General features: G+C 67.6%; 11 protein-coding genes. 6 read left to right on the forward strand and 5 right to left on the reverse strand.

The window, feature by feature from the left end; genetic code table 11:
- Positions 1 to 2 precede the first annotated feature (2 nt).
- From KME82_RS02855 to chrA, 3 genes are all read right to left on the reverse strand, one after another.
- A complete protein-coding gene (locus KME82_RS02855) occupies positions 3 to 761 on the reverse strand; it encodes a LytR/AlgR family response regulator transcription factor (protein WP_215497190.1) in 759 nt (252 codons plus the stop codon).
- On the reverse strand, positions 749 to 1,804 hold the full coding sequence (locus tag KME82_RS02860) for a sensor histidine kinase (RefSeq protein ID WP_215497191.1): 1,056 nt from the start codon (positions 1,802 to 1,804) through the stop codon (positions 749 to 751). The genes KME82_RS02855 and KME82_RS02860 overlap by 13 nt, the downstream gene beginning before the upstream one ends.
- A 133-nt stretch (positions 1,805 to 1,937) precedes the next feature.
- Entirely contained in the window at positions 1,938 to 3,644 is a 1,707-nt protein-coding gene (gene chrA / locus KME82_RS02865; RefSeq protein WP_252255602.1) for a chromate efflux transporter, read from the reverse strand.
- A gap of 138 nt (positions 3,645 to 3,782) precedes the next feature.
- On the opposite strand from chrA, the gene KME82_RS02870 reads away from it, so the two are divergent.
- Positions 3,783 to 3,971: a DUF6229 family protein gene (locus tag KME82_RS02870; protein WP_215497192.1), complete on the forward strand. Its 189-nt coding sequence runs from the start codon at positions 3,783 to 3,785 to the stop codon at positions 3,969 to 3,971.
- Positions 3,972 to 4,221: 250 nt separating this feature from the next.
- Positions 4,222 to 7,104, forward strand: a complete 2,883-nt coding sequence (locus tag KME82_RS02875; protein ID WP_215497193.1) for a type 2 lanthipeptide synthetase LanM family protein — start codon at positions 4,222 to 4,224, stop codon at positions 7,102 to 7,104.
- A gap of 91 nt (positions 7,105 to 7,195) precedes the next feature.
- Here KME82_RS02875 and KME82_RS02880 read toward each other — a convergent pair whose 3' ends face one another.
- A complete protein-coding gene (locus tag KME82_RS02880) occupies positions 7,196 to 8,140 on the reverse strand; it encodes an extracellular catalytic domain type 1 short-chain-length polyhydroxyalkanoate depolymerase (RefSeq protein ID WP_215497194.1) in 945 nt (314 codons plus the stop codon).
- A gap of 390 nt (positions 8,141 to 8,530) precedes the next feature.
- On the opposite strand from KME82_RS02880, the gene KME82_RS02885 reads away from it, so the two are divergent.
- Positions 8,531 to 8,992: a MaoC family dehydratase gene (locus tag KME82_RS02885; protein ID WP_215497195.1), complete on the forward strand. Its 462-nt coding sequence runs from the start codon at positions 8,531 to 8,533 to the stop codon at positions 8,990 to 8,992.
- A gap of 26 nt (positions 8,993 to 9,018) precedes the next feature.
- On the opposite strand, the gene KME82_RS02890 is transcribed toward KME82_RS02885, so the two are convergent.
- Entirely contained in the window at positions 9,019 to 9,981 is a 963-nt protein-coding gene (locus tag KME82_RS02890; RefSeq protein ID WP_215497196.1) for an AraC family transcriptional regulator, read from the reverse strand.
- A 262-nt stretch (positions 9,982 to 10,243) separates the two neighbouring features.
- Here KME82_RS02890 and KME82_RS02895 point away from each other — a divergent pair, with 262 nt between their 5' ends.
- The 3 genes from KME82_RS02895 to KME82_RS02905 are packed head-to-tail and all read left to right on the forward strand — an operon-like array spanning position 10,244 to position 15,035.
- A complete protein-coding gene (locus KME82_RS02895; protein ID WP_215497197.1) occupies positions 10,244 to 12,472 on the forward strand; it encodes a TonB-dependent receptor in 2,229 nt (742 codons plus the stop codon).
- A gap of 49 nt (positions 12,473 to 12,521) precedes the next feature.
- Positions 12,522 to 13,409 (forward strand): alpha/beta fold hydrolase, encoded by an 888-nt coding sequence (locus KME82_RS02900; protein WP_215497198.1) that lies wholly within the window; start codon positions 12,522 to 12,524, stop codon positions 13,407 to 13,409.
- Between the two features lie 24 nt (positions 13,410 to 13,433).
- A complete protein-coding gene (locus KME82_RS02905) occupies positions 13,434 to 15,035 on the forward strand; it encodes a class I adenylate-forming enzyme family protein (RefSeq protein WP_215497199.1) in 1,602 nt (533 codons plus the stop codon).
- Positions 15,036 to 15,223 lie beyond the last annotated feature (188 nt).

The following is a 15,223-nucleotide window of genomic DNA, read 5'->3' on the forward strand; positions in this document are numbered from 1 at the left end:
GCTCAGGCCCCGAGCCAATCGCGCAAGGCGCCGGCGCGCTCCTGGCTCACCACGATGTCCCGTGGGCAACCGGCGATCAATTCCAGTTCCAGTTTGCCCTTGAAGCCGCGATGCACGCGCGCGATCGCATCGATCTGGACGATGGTCTGCCGGTTGGCGCGAAAGAATCGCGAAGGGTCGAGCATCGGCATCAGTTCGTCGAGGCTTTGCGACATGACATGGCCTCGCGCCTCGCGCGTCACCAGCCGAACCACCAGTTCCTTGTGGAAGCAGGCGATGTCGCTGACCGGAACGGAGGTCAGCACCTGGCCGGTGGCGACCAGGAAACGTTCGCGATAACGCTGGGCCGGGCCGAAATACGCCTGGGCCAGATCGACATGACGCGGGGCCGGCCCTGCACCGGCCAGTGTCAGTTGCCGCCACTTCGACAGCGCGAGCGCCAGACGCTCGGGCCGCAACGGTTTCAACAAATAGTCGATGCCGAACGCATCGAAGGCCTTCAGCGCGAACTGATCGTAGGCGGTGGTGAAGATGATCGGAATGCTGGCCGGGACGGCCTGGAGGATGTCGAAGCACAGGCCGTCGGACAGATGCACGTCCATGAACATCAGGTCGGGCAGCGGCGTCCGCGACAATCGCTCGATGCACGCCGCGACCGAGCCCAGCGGCGTTTCCAGTTGCAACTCCGGCGCGGTCTGCCCGAGCAGATCCAGCAGCGTCCGGGCCGCGATGGCCTCGTCCTCGACGATCAGGGCGCGCATGGCAGCAACGGCACGCTGACGCGGAACATCTGTTCGCTGCGTTCGATCTGGATCTCGCGCGCGGACAGCAGGCGATAACGCGCCTGGATATGGCTCAGGCCCGAGCCGGTGCCGCGCGTGTCGCCGCGGCGCGCGCGTATCGGATTGCTGACGGTCAGCAGGTCGTTTTCGCAGCGGATGTCCACGTGCATGCCCGGTCCGGATTCGATGTCGTTGTGGCAGACCACGTTTTCCAGCAGCAGTTGCAGGGTCATCGGCGCGATCGCGCGGGCCGCGACCGCGTCGCAACCGCTCATGCGTACCTGCAGGCCGTCGCCGTGCCTGGCCTGCAGTATCTTCAGGTAGGCCTCGAGAAACGCAAGTTCCTGCGGCAGCGGGACCAGGTCGAGGTGGTTGTGCAGCAACACGTAGCGGAAGATGTCCGACAGGTCGAGCAGGATCGAGCGCGCCCGCGCGGGATCGTGTTCGATCAGTCCGTACACCGTGTTGAAGCTGTTGAACAGGAAGTGCGGATTGACCTGCGCCTTGAGCGCGTCGAGCTCGGCGCGGGTGACGGCCAGGCGTTGCTGTTCGGCCTCGGCCTGGGCGGCCCGCCATTGCCGGAAGAAATCGAACAGCAGTTGAAACGCCGCGAGCGTGGTGCCGAAGATCAGCGCCAGCAGCACGGTGAAGGCGATGTGCGGCCATCCGAGCACGTCGTCGGCGCCGCGGGAAATTTCGTAGAGCTTGAGCGGCACATAGATCAGCAACAGGTAGACGCAGGCGAACGCCACCGACAACCCGAGCTGCGCAACCACCCGCAGCGCGCCGGCTTTCTTCCACGACAGATGCCGGTCGAGGTATCGCGAGATGGCGCGAATGGCTTCGGCGATCACGTAGATATTGAACAGGTAGATGGCCAGCGCGGCCCAGGACCGCCCCGGCGGCTCGTCGAACATCGCCGCCAGCTCGATGCTCGCCAGGGCGAGGCCGGCGACCAGGGCCGGCACCCACAGCCGTGCCCAGGTCTCGACGCGGTCGGCGCGGACGTCCAGAGGTTTCATCGATCCAGGGTGCCTGCTGGCCGGCGCGGTGCCAAGGAGTGTCGCGCGAAGGCCGAATAATCCGGTGTGAGCCGGGACGAGGCCGTCGCGTGCGGCTTCGGCCCGCCGTCGCCGACTGCGGGCGCATCGCGTTTCACTGGATCGCGCCGCCCAGCCATGCACAGGTCAACGCAGACCCTACGCACCATGCGACGGCCCATAGCGCCGGCAACCGGAAAACCGCCAGCAAGCCCAACCCGATCGCCACGATGACCATGTCGACCGGACTGTTCACGCCTTCGCGCCAGACCGGGTCGTAGAACGCGGCGGCGAGCAGACCGACCACGGCGGCGTTGACACCGGCCAATGCCCGGCCGGCAAGGGGACGCCGCGCTACCGTGGCCCATACCGGAAGCGTCGCGAACAGCAACAGGAAGCCCGGTAGAAAGACGCAAAGCAGCGCGAGCGTGGCGCTTGCCAGCGGCGATGCGCCCGCATCGACGCTGGCGCCCAGGTAGGCGGCCAGTGAAAACATCGGTCCGGGCATCGCCTGCGCGGCGCCGTAACCGGTCAGGAACGTATCGGCGCTCATCCATCCGGTGGCGACCAACTCGCTTTCGAGCAAGGGCAGTACGACGTGTCCGCCGCCGAACACCAGCGCGCCGGATCGATAGAACGCGCTGGCCAGCCCGCCCAACGAGGGCGACCCGGCCGGCAGCAGCAACGAGCCGACCAGTCCGGCCAAAAACAGCAGAGCGCAGATCGCCGCGGTCCGGCGTGCATACGGAACCGGAAAGGACGCGATCGCGCCGGCGGTGCCGGCCGGACACAGCCACGCGCCGAGCGCGCCGCCGGCCGCGATCGCCAGCAATTGCCAGCCGGCGCCGCCGGCCAGAAGCACCAGCGCGCATGCGCCGGCCGCGATCGCCACGCGCCGCAAGTCGGGCGTCAGGGTGCGCGCCATGCCGATCAGGCCATGTGCGACCACGACCACGGCCACGAGCTTGAGTCCATGCACCCACACCGCGCCCGCGGCATGGCCGAACACGCGCGGCGCAAACACGGCGAGGCAGAACATCAACAGCATCGACGGCGCGGTGAACGCGACGAACGCCGCCACCGCGCCCCACCATCCGGCGCGGAACAGGCCGATGGCCGCGCCCATCTGGCTGCTGGCCGGCCCTGGAAGAAACTGGCATAGCGACAGCAACTGGGCGAAGGACGCATCGCTGAACCAGCCGCGGCGCGAGACGAACTCCTCGCGGAAGTAGCCCAGGTGCGCGATCGGCCCGCCGAAGGAGGTCAGGCCCAGGCGAAGGAAGATCCGGAATACTTCGCCTGCATCGCCGCGCGTCGCGAACGAAGGATTCGACTGGGTATCGGGCTGCGGATTCATGCGCGAATTGTAGCGGTGGCGATTTTGGCTGACGGCGGCGGTGACGGGCGAGTTGGCCGATCGGTTGGACGAAACGGGAAGGCCGACCTGCCTGTCGATACCTTCCCGTCGGCATGCGGCCCGGTGCCATCGACGCCGGTACGCGCAATGTCGGCGCATGAGCCGATGAGCCAATTCTCGCGAGTCGGTGTTGACGCTTGAGCGTCGCATCGATGCTGCGACGTACGACGAGGTCCGGTAGCCGCTTGTGCATCGCAACAGAACGGCCAGGGCCATGTCGACGCCGTCACCGTGTTTCATTCGCGCTATTTTTCGCGGAAAAGCGTCGATGCGGTCACCTTTAATTGACCGGTCGCCACCCTTCGCGGCGGCCGAGTCCGGGGCCGTGTGCGTTTCGCTTTCGACGATCCGTTTCGACCCGCGCGAAAAATCGCTGACTTGCGATCGCGCGCGCCGATATCGCAATCGATCCTGATTGACACCGCCCAGGCGTGCATCTAGCGTGTGCGCTCGCGTTCCGTGCCTGGAGTCGCTGCATGCCGCATGGACGCGAGACGTCTTTCCTGCACTTCAACCGCAGTCGACGCAACCAAGGAGTAGGTGATGAGCGATGTTTCCGAAGGCGCGGCCCTGGTCGCCCAGTGGCGCACCGATGCTGAAAGCAACAACCCGGCGGGTCCTCTGTTCATCGGGGGCGAGTACGTAGAGTCGGACATCATCGGCGAAGTGGCTCCGGCCATCACCGGGTGTTCGCTTTGTACCGGTTCGATCCGCATTAACTGCTGCGCCTGATTCACGCGACACCCGATGGGTTCCAGGCCGTCCGCCGACTCTCGCAAGCGGCGCCGGCGGCCTGGTTTATCGGCCGCGCCCGCGCGCCGGCCGCGCCTGAAGACCCATCCGACCTCTCACCATTTCGCTACGGCCGCAAGGGCGATGCCATGGATGCAATGCTGCATGCGCACGGCGAGCGTCGCCGTCGCGATGACGTGAGCCTGGCTCCGCTGTTGCGTTTCCCGCCGCCCGTCGTGGCCGATCGCGCGTGACCGTCGCCGCGATCGAGGAGAATTTCGAAGCCTCGCTGCACTGCCTGGTCGATCCGGCGCTCGACGCGCTGCGTGCCGACCTCGCCGCGCTCGCCGGCCTGGGCGCGGGTGAATCCGAAGCGGTGCTCGCCGCCACGCGTGAATCGTTGCTTGCCTTCCTGCACGGCAAACTCGCCCGCGTGCTGGTGCTCGAACTCAATGCCGCGCGCGTCACTGGCCGCCTCGACGGCGTGGACGCCGCGCAGCGCTGGGCGCAGTTCCGCGATCTGTCCTCGCAACCGTCGTTCTGGGACGAACTCGCGCCGCATTATCCGTCGTTGCCGTTGCGAATCGGCCGGATCGTCGCGAACCGCTGCGCGGCATCGTTGAATTTCGCCCGTCATTGGGTCGCCGATAAACACATGCTGGCGCCGCTGTGCGGCACCGTGCCGGGCGAACTGCGGCAACTGAGTTTCGGCGCCGGCGACAGCCATCGCGGCGGGCGGTCGGTGGCGTTGCTGCGCTGCGACGGCGGCCGGCTGGTGTACAAGCCGCGTTCGGTCGCGATCGACGATGCCCTGCACGCGTTCGTCGCCGAGCTCGGCGCCGATGCCGGTATCGAGTCGAGCATCCGCGTGCCGCGCGTCGTCGACGGCGGCGAGCACGGCTGGGCCGAATTCGTCGCCCACCGCTACGCCGCCGACGACATCGAACTGGCCGCGTTCTACCGCGGCATCGGCCATTGGCTGGCGATCATGCGCGCGCTCGGCGGCAGCGACCTGCATGCGGAAAACCTGATCGCCGCCGGCGCGAGCCCGGTGGTGGTGGATTGCGAGACCTTGTTCACGCCGCGCATCGCGCCGCATCCATCGGGTTTCGGCGAGGCCTACGATCAGGCCGCGGGCCTGCTCGGCCGCAGCGTGCTGACCATCGGCCTGCTGCCCGGACGCGGCCAGGGGCTGGGCTGGCGCGGGGTCGACAACTCCGGCATCGGCATGCTGCCGGGTCAGCAGCCGATGATGCCGCTGCCGCATATTCTCAAGGCCGGCACCGACGAAGCGCATATCGGCATGGCGATGTTCGAGGCCGGCGTGGCCCAGAATCATCCCTGCGCGCAACCGGCGCTGGCGCGGTTCTGGCCCGACGTGCTCGAGGCCTTCGACGACATGACCGCGCATCTGCAACGGCTCGACGACAGCGGCGCGTTGCGGCAACGATTGCAGCGTTTCGCCGATTGCGAGGTGCGCGTGGTCACGCGCGCGACCGAGGTCTACGCCGAGATCGGGCGGATGCTGTGGCATCCGGTCTCGCTGCACGACGACGCCACCGCGCGACGGCGCGCCCACGACGTGCTGGCGAAGATGGCCGGCAATAACTCGATCGCGCCGGCCGATGCGGCGGTGATCGAGGCCGAGATCGACGACCTGCTCGACGGCGACGTGCCGTTCTTCAGCGCGCTCGCGCGCGACGGTCGCCTGGCCGGTCCACGCGGCACGTTCTGGCTTGCGCCTTGCGATCTGGTCGAGCACGCCTTGCAGCAATGGCGCACGTCCGACCTGCCGCTGGAGCGCGGGATCATCCAGGCCGCGCTGGTCAGCGCCTACCTCAACGACGGCTGGGTGCCGAGCGAGCAATCGCTGCGGCCGCAACAGGTGCGCGAGGGCGATATCGATTCGCGGCGGCGCGCGCAGGCGGCCGCGATCATGCGCCGGTTGCTGGCCGCGGCGATTCGCGGCCGCGACGGCAGCGTCGCCTGGATCGCGCCGAGCGTGAGTCCGACCGGCTCGTCGATCCAGCCGATCGAGCAGGACTTGTACGGCGGAATCTGCGGCATCGCCCTGCTCGCGGCGGCGTACGCGCGCGAGACCCAGGCCGGGCGCGCCGACCCGGTCGACGGCGTCGACGATCTGCTGGCCGCCGCGCTGCATACGCTCGATCTTGCTGAAGACAAACGCCGCGTCGCCGAAAGCCGCGCGCTCAAGCTGCGGCCGCGATCGATCGGCGGCTACATCGGCCTGGGTTCGCAGATCTGGACCCATCTGGTGCTGGCGCATTGGGGCCGCGATGGCGGGCGGGGCTCGCAACGCGCGCGCGCGCTGGCCGATCGCATTCCCGCGGCCGCCGCGGCCGAGCGCAGCAGCGATCTGATCGACGGCGTGGCCGGCGCGATCGCGCCGTTGCTCGCGTTGGCGACGGCGAGCGGCGAACGAGGCTATGTGGCGATGGCGTGCGAACTCGGCGATCTGCTGGCCGAGCGCGCCCAGCACCGCGACGCCGCCGCGTGCTGGGCCGAGACGCGCTGGCCCGACGGCATGGGCGGCTTCGCCCATGGCGCCACCGGTATCGGCTGGGCTTTAAGCCGGCTTGCTCGTGTCTCCGGCCGGCCCGGCTATCAGGCGCTGGCGCAAGCGGCGTTCGCGTTCGAGGATTCGCTGTTCGACCACGACGAACAAAACTGGCTGGATCTGCGCAACTTCGAAGAAGCGCGTTCGACCGCGGCCTGGTGCCATGGCTCGGTGGGTATCGGCCTGGCGCACGTCGATCTCGACCCGCAGTTGAGCGAACCGGCCACGCGCCTGTTGCTGCGGCGCGCGGCGGCCGCGACCTGGCGCATGGGACTGGGCGCGAACCACGGCCTGTGCCATGGCGATCTGGGCGCGTGGGAATTGCTCGACCAGGCGATCGCGCTCGGCGAAGCGCCGCCGGGGCTCAGTCGCGAGCATCTGCTGTCATCGATCCTGACCAGCCTGGAGGATCACGGCCCGACCTGCGGCGTACTGCGCGATGCGTTCGTGCCCGGCCTGATGTCGGGCCTGGGCGGCATCGCCTATCAACTGCTCAGGGCGCATCCCGACAGCGATCTTCCGTCGGTGTTGACGTTGGCCGATCCGGGCCGCTGAGCGTGTCGATGTTCGATCCAGCACGCGGAAATTTCGCAGGCCCCACATAGCGACCGCACCGGATTCGATCAAATCGATGCGACGCAGCGACTCATGGCTTGGGATGAGCGAGAAAGAAATCCCAGCTCAGGTTGCTGGCGTCGGGGCCGGAGGTATCGCCGTACAGGCTGCAGGCGCAGCCGCCGGGATAGGCATGGCCCGCGCCGTCGATCATGTATTGCTCGATCAGCGACTGGCCCGCGGCATCGCGATACGTGGTGCGCGTATACGAGCGCCCGCCGGGAACCTGCCCGTACTCGACGTCATCGGCGACCGCGTCGATGCCGTCGATGGTGGCCCATTGCGCGGCGATGCGATCGGCGGTGGCCGGCGGAACCACCCGATCGGCGGTGCCCTGGAAAATGATCGCGGGCACGGCGCGACGGCGGCCGCCCATCTCGGCGATCGCCTTGTTGCCCGACGCAGCCCCCGATTGCTGTTGCAGGATGTCGCAGTCGTACTCGCAGCCGGCTAGGATGCTGGTGGCCGCATACACGTCGGGATAGGCGATGGCCATGATGTTGGCCATGACCCCGCCCGCGGACACGCCGGTGACGTAGATCCGCTTCGCATCCACGGCGTACTGCGAGCGCACCTTGTTGGTGATGCCGGCGATCAGCGCAGGCTCGCCCATGCCGCGGTGACGGTTGCTGCCCAGGAACCAGTTCCAGCAGCCGGCCGGGTTGGCGAAATTGTTCTGGTCGGGAAACACGACGATGAAGCCGCGCTCCTCGGCGACGCGCGCCCAGCCCGACAACAGTTCGAAGCCGACATCGTTCTCGGTGCAGCCGTGCAGCGCGACCAGCAACGGCATCGCCACGCCGGGGCGGTAACTCGTCGGCACATAGCCATGGTAGTCGCGCGCGCCGAACACGCTGATGTAGGCGCCGTTGAAATAACCGGCGGCGTAGGACGGGCTCGGGATCGCGACGGCCAGCATCAGCGCGGCCAGCGCGAGGATGAGGCGTCGGCGTAGCGACTTGCGCAACTCGTACATGCCACGGTCTCCTGGTGGGTACGGCGGGGTGCGGCCTGCGGACATTCCGGTCCGGCGGTTTGCGAGCTCGCCGGAGTTTGCGATGGCCGGCGGCTGCGCGGGGCCCGCGAACGGACGGGCTTGCGAATAGCGGTGTTGTAGTCGCTTGCGGCCCGCGGCGTTTTACCGTTGGCGAACTCGTTGTTGACGCAGGCCGAACCCGAACTGCGAGCTGCATCGCGCGACGGCCGCGACCGCCTTGTAGTCGCGCGGCCAGTCCGCAATGATGCGGCGACGCCGGCGCGGCTGCGCCGCCACGCCACGGGTCGCCCGAATTCAGGCCGTTCCGGCCGTTTTCGGCGTAATCCTTCGCAACCTCATCGCAATCCCATCGACATCCGTGGAGACGGCATGACCGCTCGCTACAGCCTGGACACCGTCGCCGACTTCGTTTCCCGGGAAATCGGCGTGACCGACTGGCAGGCGGTCGAGCAGGCGACGATCGATCAATTCGCCTCGGCCACAGGCGACCGGCAATGGATCCATGTCGATGTCGAACGTTGTCGCCAGGAAAGCCCGTTCGGCGGCCCGATCGCGCACGGGTTCTTGCTGCTGTCCTTGCTCGCGCCGATGCAGATGCGGCTGGGGCTGATGCCATCGGGCGTGTCGCGGGCGATCAACGCCGGCCTGGGCGAGGTGAAGTTCCAGTCGCCGGTGCTCGCCGGCGAATCGGTGCGGCTGCGCGTGACGCTAGAATCGGTCGAAGCCAAGGGCGCCGACCGCTTGTTGATGGTGACCCGCAACGTGCTGGAAGTGCAGGGCAAGGACAAGCCCGCGCTGACCGCGAGCATGGCGGCGATGCTGTATCGCTAGCGGCCGTCGTCAGTCGTCGGCGCGCGTCAGTGACGGCGCAACTGGGTCGGCGACACCCCGTAGTTCTGGCGGAACACCCGGCAGAAATTCGACTGCGAGCGAAAGCCGTTGCGGTAGGCGATTTCCGAGATCGGCAGATTCGCCAGCGCGGCGCTGGTCAACATCTCGCGCGCCTTGCTCAGGCGCAGCGCGCGCAGGCGTTCCATCACCGATTGGTCGCTGTCGCGGAACAGCCGATGCAGATAGCCCTCGGAGATGCCGCAGCGCCGGGCGATGGTTTCGGCTGACAGGTCTTCGTCGGGGTAATGCGATTCGATGCAGTCCAGCGCTTTCTGCTTGTGCGCGGCGGCCAGCGAGCGGTCGTCGCAGAAGGTGCGGGTATCGCCGCGCAGCATCAGCGCGACCAGATCGCACAGCTGGGTGGTCAGCACCTGCGCTTCGCCGTCGCCGAGCTGGCCGGCGAGCCGATCGATCTGGCGCGCGTACACGCCGAGCAGTTCGGCGCGCGGGTCGCTGCCGTCGAGCGGCGCGGAAAACACCGTCGGCAGGTTGGACACGCGCTGGCGCAGCAGATGCACCGGGATCAGGGTATTGAAGCTTTCGTAGTGGCCTTCGGGCTGTACCTCGCCGACCACCGCCGCGGAAATCAGATAGATGCGTTGCGGTTCCAGCAACACCTCGTGGCCACCGACGACGTTGCGCGAGCGGCCGGCCGCCGGCAGCGCAAGTACGTAGTTCTGCGCCAACCCCGACAGATGCAACGGCGTGCGGCGCATGTGCAGGCCGCTGAGCGCGATGTGATTGAGTTGCAGCGCGCCGACCGACTGGCTCGCCAGCCAGCCCATGCGGCCTTCGGGCCGGGTCAGCTGGATGTCGGCGCTGCCGAACCCGGGCGAGGACACGGTCGACCAGCCGCCCATCGCGCCCGCGGCGCTCGGCGCATTCCTCGCGGAAAACTCCACGCGCGTGGAAGGAACGGTTGCGGACATCAGCCACCTCGGGCGGATCGGACCAGCGGCATCTTAGGAGCGATCCGGCCCGCGCCGCATGCTGCGACGCAGCACATCGAGTGCAGTCATCGTCAATGCGCGGTGCTGCAAACGTAGAACCCGCCCGGGGCATGGCCGCTATGTTGCTTGCGACACACGGCGCCGATGGGGGGCGCGGTCCGAGGCTCGGGCCGCACGCGGCGCGGCATGCATCCGATGACGGCCGCGCCTTGCGCGGTCATGGGCGAGGGGATCGAACGAAATGAAACAAGGGATTTTGAGCGCGGCGATCGGTCTGGCGATGCTGACGCCTCTGCCGCAGGCACAGGCGCAGGACGCCGCCGCGCCCGAGCAAGCGCAAAGCGCCGAAGCCTCGGCAAAGAAACCGACCCAACTGGAATCGGTCACCGTGACTGCGCGCAAACGCGAGGAAACCCTGCAGGACGTACCGATCGCGGTCAGCGCGTTCACCGCTTCGGCCTTGTTCGAACAGAACGTGCGCAACCTCGGCGACCTGCAGGGCAAGGTGCCGTCGTTGCAGGTGTATGCCGCGCGCGGCTCCAACACGACCTTGACCGCCTACATCCGCGGCATCGGCCAGGCCGATCCGACCTGGGGCTTCGATCCCGCGGTCGGCGTCTACCTCGACGATGTCTACCTGGCCCGCCCGCAGGGCGCGTTGCTCGACGTGTTCGATGTCAGCCGGATCGAAGTGCTGCGCGGCCCGCAGGGCAGCCTGTACGGCAAGAACACCATCGGCGGCGCGATCAAGTACGTGTCCAACCCCTTGCCGAAAACCACCCGCGGTTCGGTCGAGGCCAGCATCGGCACCCACGGCGAGCAGGGCGTCAAGGCGAGCCTCGGCGGCGCCAGCGACGACGGCGTGTGGCGCGCGCGGGTCGCGGCGGCGAGCATGCACAACGACGGCTACGGCGAAAACCTCACCTACGACAGCCGCAACGGCAACAAGAACACCAATGCCGCGCGCGCGACCCTGGGCTTCTTTCCCTCCGACGAGTTCAGCATCGAGCTGGCGCTCGACGGCATGCACGACAATTCGAACCCGCGCGGCGCCAGGATGCTCAAGGCGAACCGCTTCTATCCGTCGTACCGTCCGCTCGACAGCGATTACGACACCCGCAGCGGCATGCCGCAGGTCAATCACAGCGAACTCGAAGGCGTCGCGCTCACCGCCAAATGGATCGCCAATGCCGATTGGAGCTTCAAGTCGGTCACCGCCTACCGCAGTTCGGAAACCCGCTCGAACATCGATTTCGACACCCTGCCGCAGAAGATCGGCGACGCCGGCGGCAGCTACAGCGATCATCAGTTCAGCCAGGAGCTGCAGGCGAATTTCGATTCCGGTGGCAGCGTGCATGGCGTGTTCGGGCTGTTCTATTTCAACGGCGCCGCCGGCGGCATCAACCGCAGCACGTTTCTCGGGTCGCCGCCGTACACCACGCTGGGCCTGTCGCAGTTCGCGGTCAGCAGCGGCCAGGTCGACACCCGCAGCGTCGCGGCCTACGCCGATTTCAGCTGGGACATCGACCCGGACTGGAGCCTGGACGTCGGCCTGCGCTTCACCGACGAAACCAAGCGCGCGCTGATCCTCAACTACGCCTACGCCGATCCGGCGTTCCAGCGGCCGATCGCGGAGCTGGCCAACTTCACCGGTTCCAATTCCTCGCGCAACGTGTCGCCGAAGGTGTCGCTGTCGTGGCGCGCGAACGATCGCATCAATCTGTACGCCAGCTACAACACCGGCTTTCACTCAGGCGGCTACAACATCCGCGCCAACTGCGCGGTGATCCCGAGTTCGTGCCGGCCGATCGACGACGAGAAGGTCCAGTCCTATGAACTGGGCAGCAAGATGAGCTTCTTCGACGATCGCCTGATGATCAACACCTCGGTGTTCCACAACGACTATTCCAACATCCAGTTGTCGGTGTTCACGTCCTACACCTTGCCCGGCGGCAGCACCGGTTTCTTCGGCGACTACACCAATGCCGGCAAGGGGTATATCCAGGGTCTGGAGCAGGAGTTCGCCTGGAAACCGTCGGAGCATTGGACGCTCAGCGGCAACTTCGCCTATCTGCGGACCAGGTACAGCGAATACCTGAGCGGCGGCGTGGATATCGCCGACAGTCAGCGTTTCACCAACGCGCCGCGCTGGTCGGGCGGACTCAGCCTGTACGGGCATTACCCACTGGCGCGCGGCGGCAGCCTGGGCGGGCGGATCAACTACAGCTACCAGACCAAGGTGTATCCGGAGACCACGTTGTCGCCGTTGATCGCGCAGCGCGCCTACGGCCTGTGGAACGCCGGGCTGATCTGGCAGGTCAACGAGCCGTGGACGCTGAGCCTGCAAGGCAGCAACCTGGCCGACAAGTCGTATCGCACCACCGGTTACAACGTCGCCGCGTTGGACATCGTGACCGGTTTCTACGGCGCGCCGCGCACGGTGAGCTTGTCGGCGCGCTATGAATTCTGAGCACTCGCCCGTTGCGAACCCATCGCACGCAAGGGATATAACACCCACCATGTCGGCCGAACGATTCAGCACGCTGCGCTGGCGCAGCCCGGACGGATTGCAGTTGTACGCGCGCGATTACCCGGGCGTGCCCGGCGCCGAGGCGTCGGCGCGCTGTCCGGTGATCTGCATTCCGGGATTGACCCGCAATTCGGCCGATTTCGACGAGATCGCGGCGATGGTGGCAGCCAGCGGGCGGCGGGTGCTCGCGGTGGATCTGCGTGGACGCGGGCAGTCGCATTACGCCACCGATCCGGCGACTTACAGCGTCGATACCTACGCACTCGATATTCTCGAACTGATGCGCTCGCAATCGATCTCGCGCGCGGTGTTCATGGGCACCTCGCTCGGCGTGTGGGTGACGTTGACGATCGCGGCCAAGCGCGCGGACGCGGTGGTCGCGGCGGTGCTCAACGATGCCGGACCGGAGGCGCCGAAGGCCGCGCTGGACCGGATCGCGCGCTACGCCGGCGTTCCGGTGCCGCCGATGACGCGCGAGGACGCCGCGACCTATATCGAGCGGGTCGGCAGCGCGGCCTATCCGCGTTATACGCGGGCCGACTGGATGGGCATGATCGAGCGGATGTTCCGCGTGCGCGAGGATGGATTGCTGGTGCTCGACTACGACCCGCGCATCATCCGCACCCTCGGCCCGATCAAGCTGTGGCTGCTGCGGCCGCTGCTGTGGCGCCTGTACCGCAAGCTCGCCACGCAACGGCCGACCTTGATCCTGCGCGGTGAATTGTCGGACGTGCTCGAAGCGCGCACCGCGCGGCGCATGGCGGCGGTGTCGCCGTTGGCCCGTCTGGTCGAAGTGGCGCAGGTCGGGCATGCGCCGTCGTTGTCGGAGCCCGATGCGGTGGCCGGGATCATGGGGCTGTTGCGCGAGGTGGATTGATCGCAGTTCGGAGATTCCAGCGCCATGCTCAACATACCGGCCCCCTTGCTGCCCGACATTTTCGCGACCCATGGCCGCTGGCTCGGTACGCGGCCGGTGATCGTCGCGCCCGACCGCAGCGTGGACTGGCGCACGCTCGACGCGCAGACCAACCGCATCGCCAATGCGCTGATCGCCGCCGGTGCGCGCCACGACGATCGCATCGCGATGCTGATGTCGAACTGCATCGAGATGGCCGAACTCATCGTCGGGATCATGAAGGCCGGCTGCGTCGCGGTGCCGCTCAACACCGCGGTCAGCGATGCCAGCGCGGCGGCGATGATCGCCGATGCGGGCGCGGCGATGGTGTTCGCGACCGCCGATCACGCCGCGCGGGTGCAAGCGAGGGCCGGCGTTGCGCGGATCGAAGTCGGCGCGGTCGCCAGCTCGCACCAGTTGGGTTCGCGCGCGATCGGCCCGGGCGAGCACCACCCGGATGCGGCCGGATGGCAGGCGTACGCGGACTGGCTCGGCAACGCCGGTGTCGAGCCGCCCAAGGTACCGATCGCCGGCGCGGACCTGTGCAACATCATCTATTCCTCGGGCACCACCGGCGAGCCGAAGGGCATCGTGCATACCCATCAGGCGCGGCTGCTATGGGCCTACGACATCGCCCTGGCCCTGCGTCAGCATTCGGGCGCGCGCAGCCTGATCGTGACCGGGTTGTATTCGAACATCAGCTGGGCGGCCTTGCTGGGCACCTGGCTCAGCGGCGGCACCGTGGTGCTGCGCCGGGGCTTCGATGTGGCCGACACCCTGGCGACGATCGCGCGCGAGCGGATCACGCATACGGCGATGGTGCCGGTGCAGTACCAGCGGCTGCTCGATTATCCCGCGTTCGCGACGACCGACCGGTCCTCGCTGCAAATGGTGATGAGCGTGGGGTCGTCCTTGCCGCCGGCGACCAAGGCGCGCTTGATCGACACCTGCCGCTGCGATGTGGTCGAGGTGTACGGCACCACCGAAGGGGTGCTCACCGCGTTGGCGCCGCAGGACGCGCAAGGCCGCCTGGCCTCGGTCGGCAAGCCGCTGGCGGGTGTGGAGCTGGCGATTCTCGATGCGGACGATCGTCCGGTCGCGGCCGGGCAGGCGGGCGAGATCGTCGGCCGCAGCCGGTTCGCGATGCATGCGTACTGGCGCCGGCCCGCGGCGACCGCCGAGGCGATCTGGATCGATGCCGATGGGCGGCCGTGGCTGCGCACGGGCGATATCGGCCGCCTCGACGACGAGGGCTATCTATACATCCTCGATCGCAAGAAGGACCTGATCATTTCCGGCGGACAGAACATTTATCCGGCCGACATCGAGGCGGTGCTGATGGAGCACGAGCATGTCGGCGAATGCGCGGTGATCGGTATCCCGAGCCCGACCTGGGGCGAATCGCCGCTGGCGCTGGTCGTGCTCAAGCAGCGCGGCCTCGACGAGCGAGGTTCCGGCGAGGCCGAGCAGATCAAGGCCTGGCTCAACCAGCGCGTGGGCAAACAGCAGCGCGTGGTCGCGGTCGAGTTGCGCGAGCAATTGCCGCGCAATCCCACCGGCAAGCTGCTCAAGCGCGAACTGCGCGCGCCGTATTGGCCGGGTGCCTGAGCGGGTTGCTCGGTGGCCGCGTCCGCCTGTCGGCCGGTGTCGCGGTGCGGACGAATCGGCTCGATCGACGGCGCTCCCGCGCGAGGAGATCCGATGGAATGATGCGATCTGCGATCAACCGCCCATTGGCCGAAAACACGATCGGTCCGCGTGGTGATGCAGACCGCGCGCCGGGGTCTGGCCCCGGC

The organism is Lysobacter capsici, from assembly GCF_018732085.1.
GTDB classification, from domain to species: domain Bacteria; phylum Pseudomonadota; class Gammaproteobacteria; order Xanthomonadales; family Xanthomonadaceae; genus Lysobacter; species Lysobacter capsici_A.

Excerpts from the sequence above, each read along its gene's own strand:
- KME82_RS02905 (WP_215497199.1), top strand. The coding sequence starts at position 13,434 with ATGCTCAACATACCGGCCCCCTTGCTGCCCGACATTTTCGCGACCCAT.
- KME82_RS02870 (WP_215497192.1), top strand. The coding sequence starts at position 3,783 with ATGAGCGATGTTTCCGAAGGCGCGGCCCTGGTCGCCCAGTGGCGCACC.
- KME82_RS02885 (WP_215497195.1), top strand. The coding sequence starts at position 8,531 with ATGACCGCTCGCTACAGCCTGGACACCGTCGCCGACTTCGTTTCCCGG.
- KME82_RS02860 (WP_215497191.1), bottom strand. The coding sequence starts at position 1,804 with ATGAAACCTCTGGACGTCCGCGCCGACCGCGTCGAGACCTGGGCACGG.
- KME82_RS02880 (WP_215497194.1), bottom strand. The coding sequence starts at position 8,140 with ATGTACGAGTTGCGCAAGTCGCTACGCCGACGCCTCATCCTCGCGCTG.
- KME82_RS02855 (WP_215497190.1), bottom strand. The coding sequence starts at position 761 with ATGCGCGCCCTGATCGTCGAGGACGAGGCCATCGCGGCCCGGACGCTG.
- KME82_RS02895 (WP_215497197.1), top strand. The coding sequence starts at position 10,244 with ATGAAACAAGGGATTTTGAGCGCGGCGATCGGTCTGGCGATGCTGACG.
- KME82_RS02890 (WP_215497196.1), bottom strand. The coding sequence starts at position 9,981 with ATGTCCGCAACCGTTCCTTCCACGCGCGTGGAGTTTTCCGCGAGGAAT.
- KME82_RS02900 (WP_215497198.1), top strand. The coding sequence starts at position 12,522 with ATGTCGGCCGAACGATTCAGCACGCTGCGCTGGCGCAGCCCGGACGGA.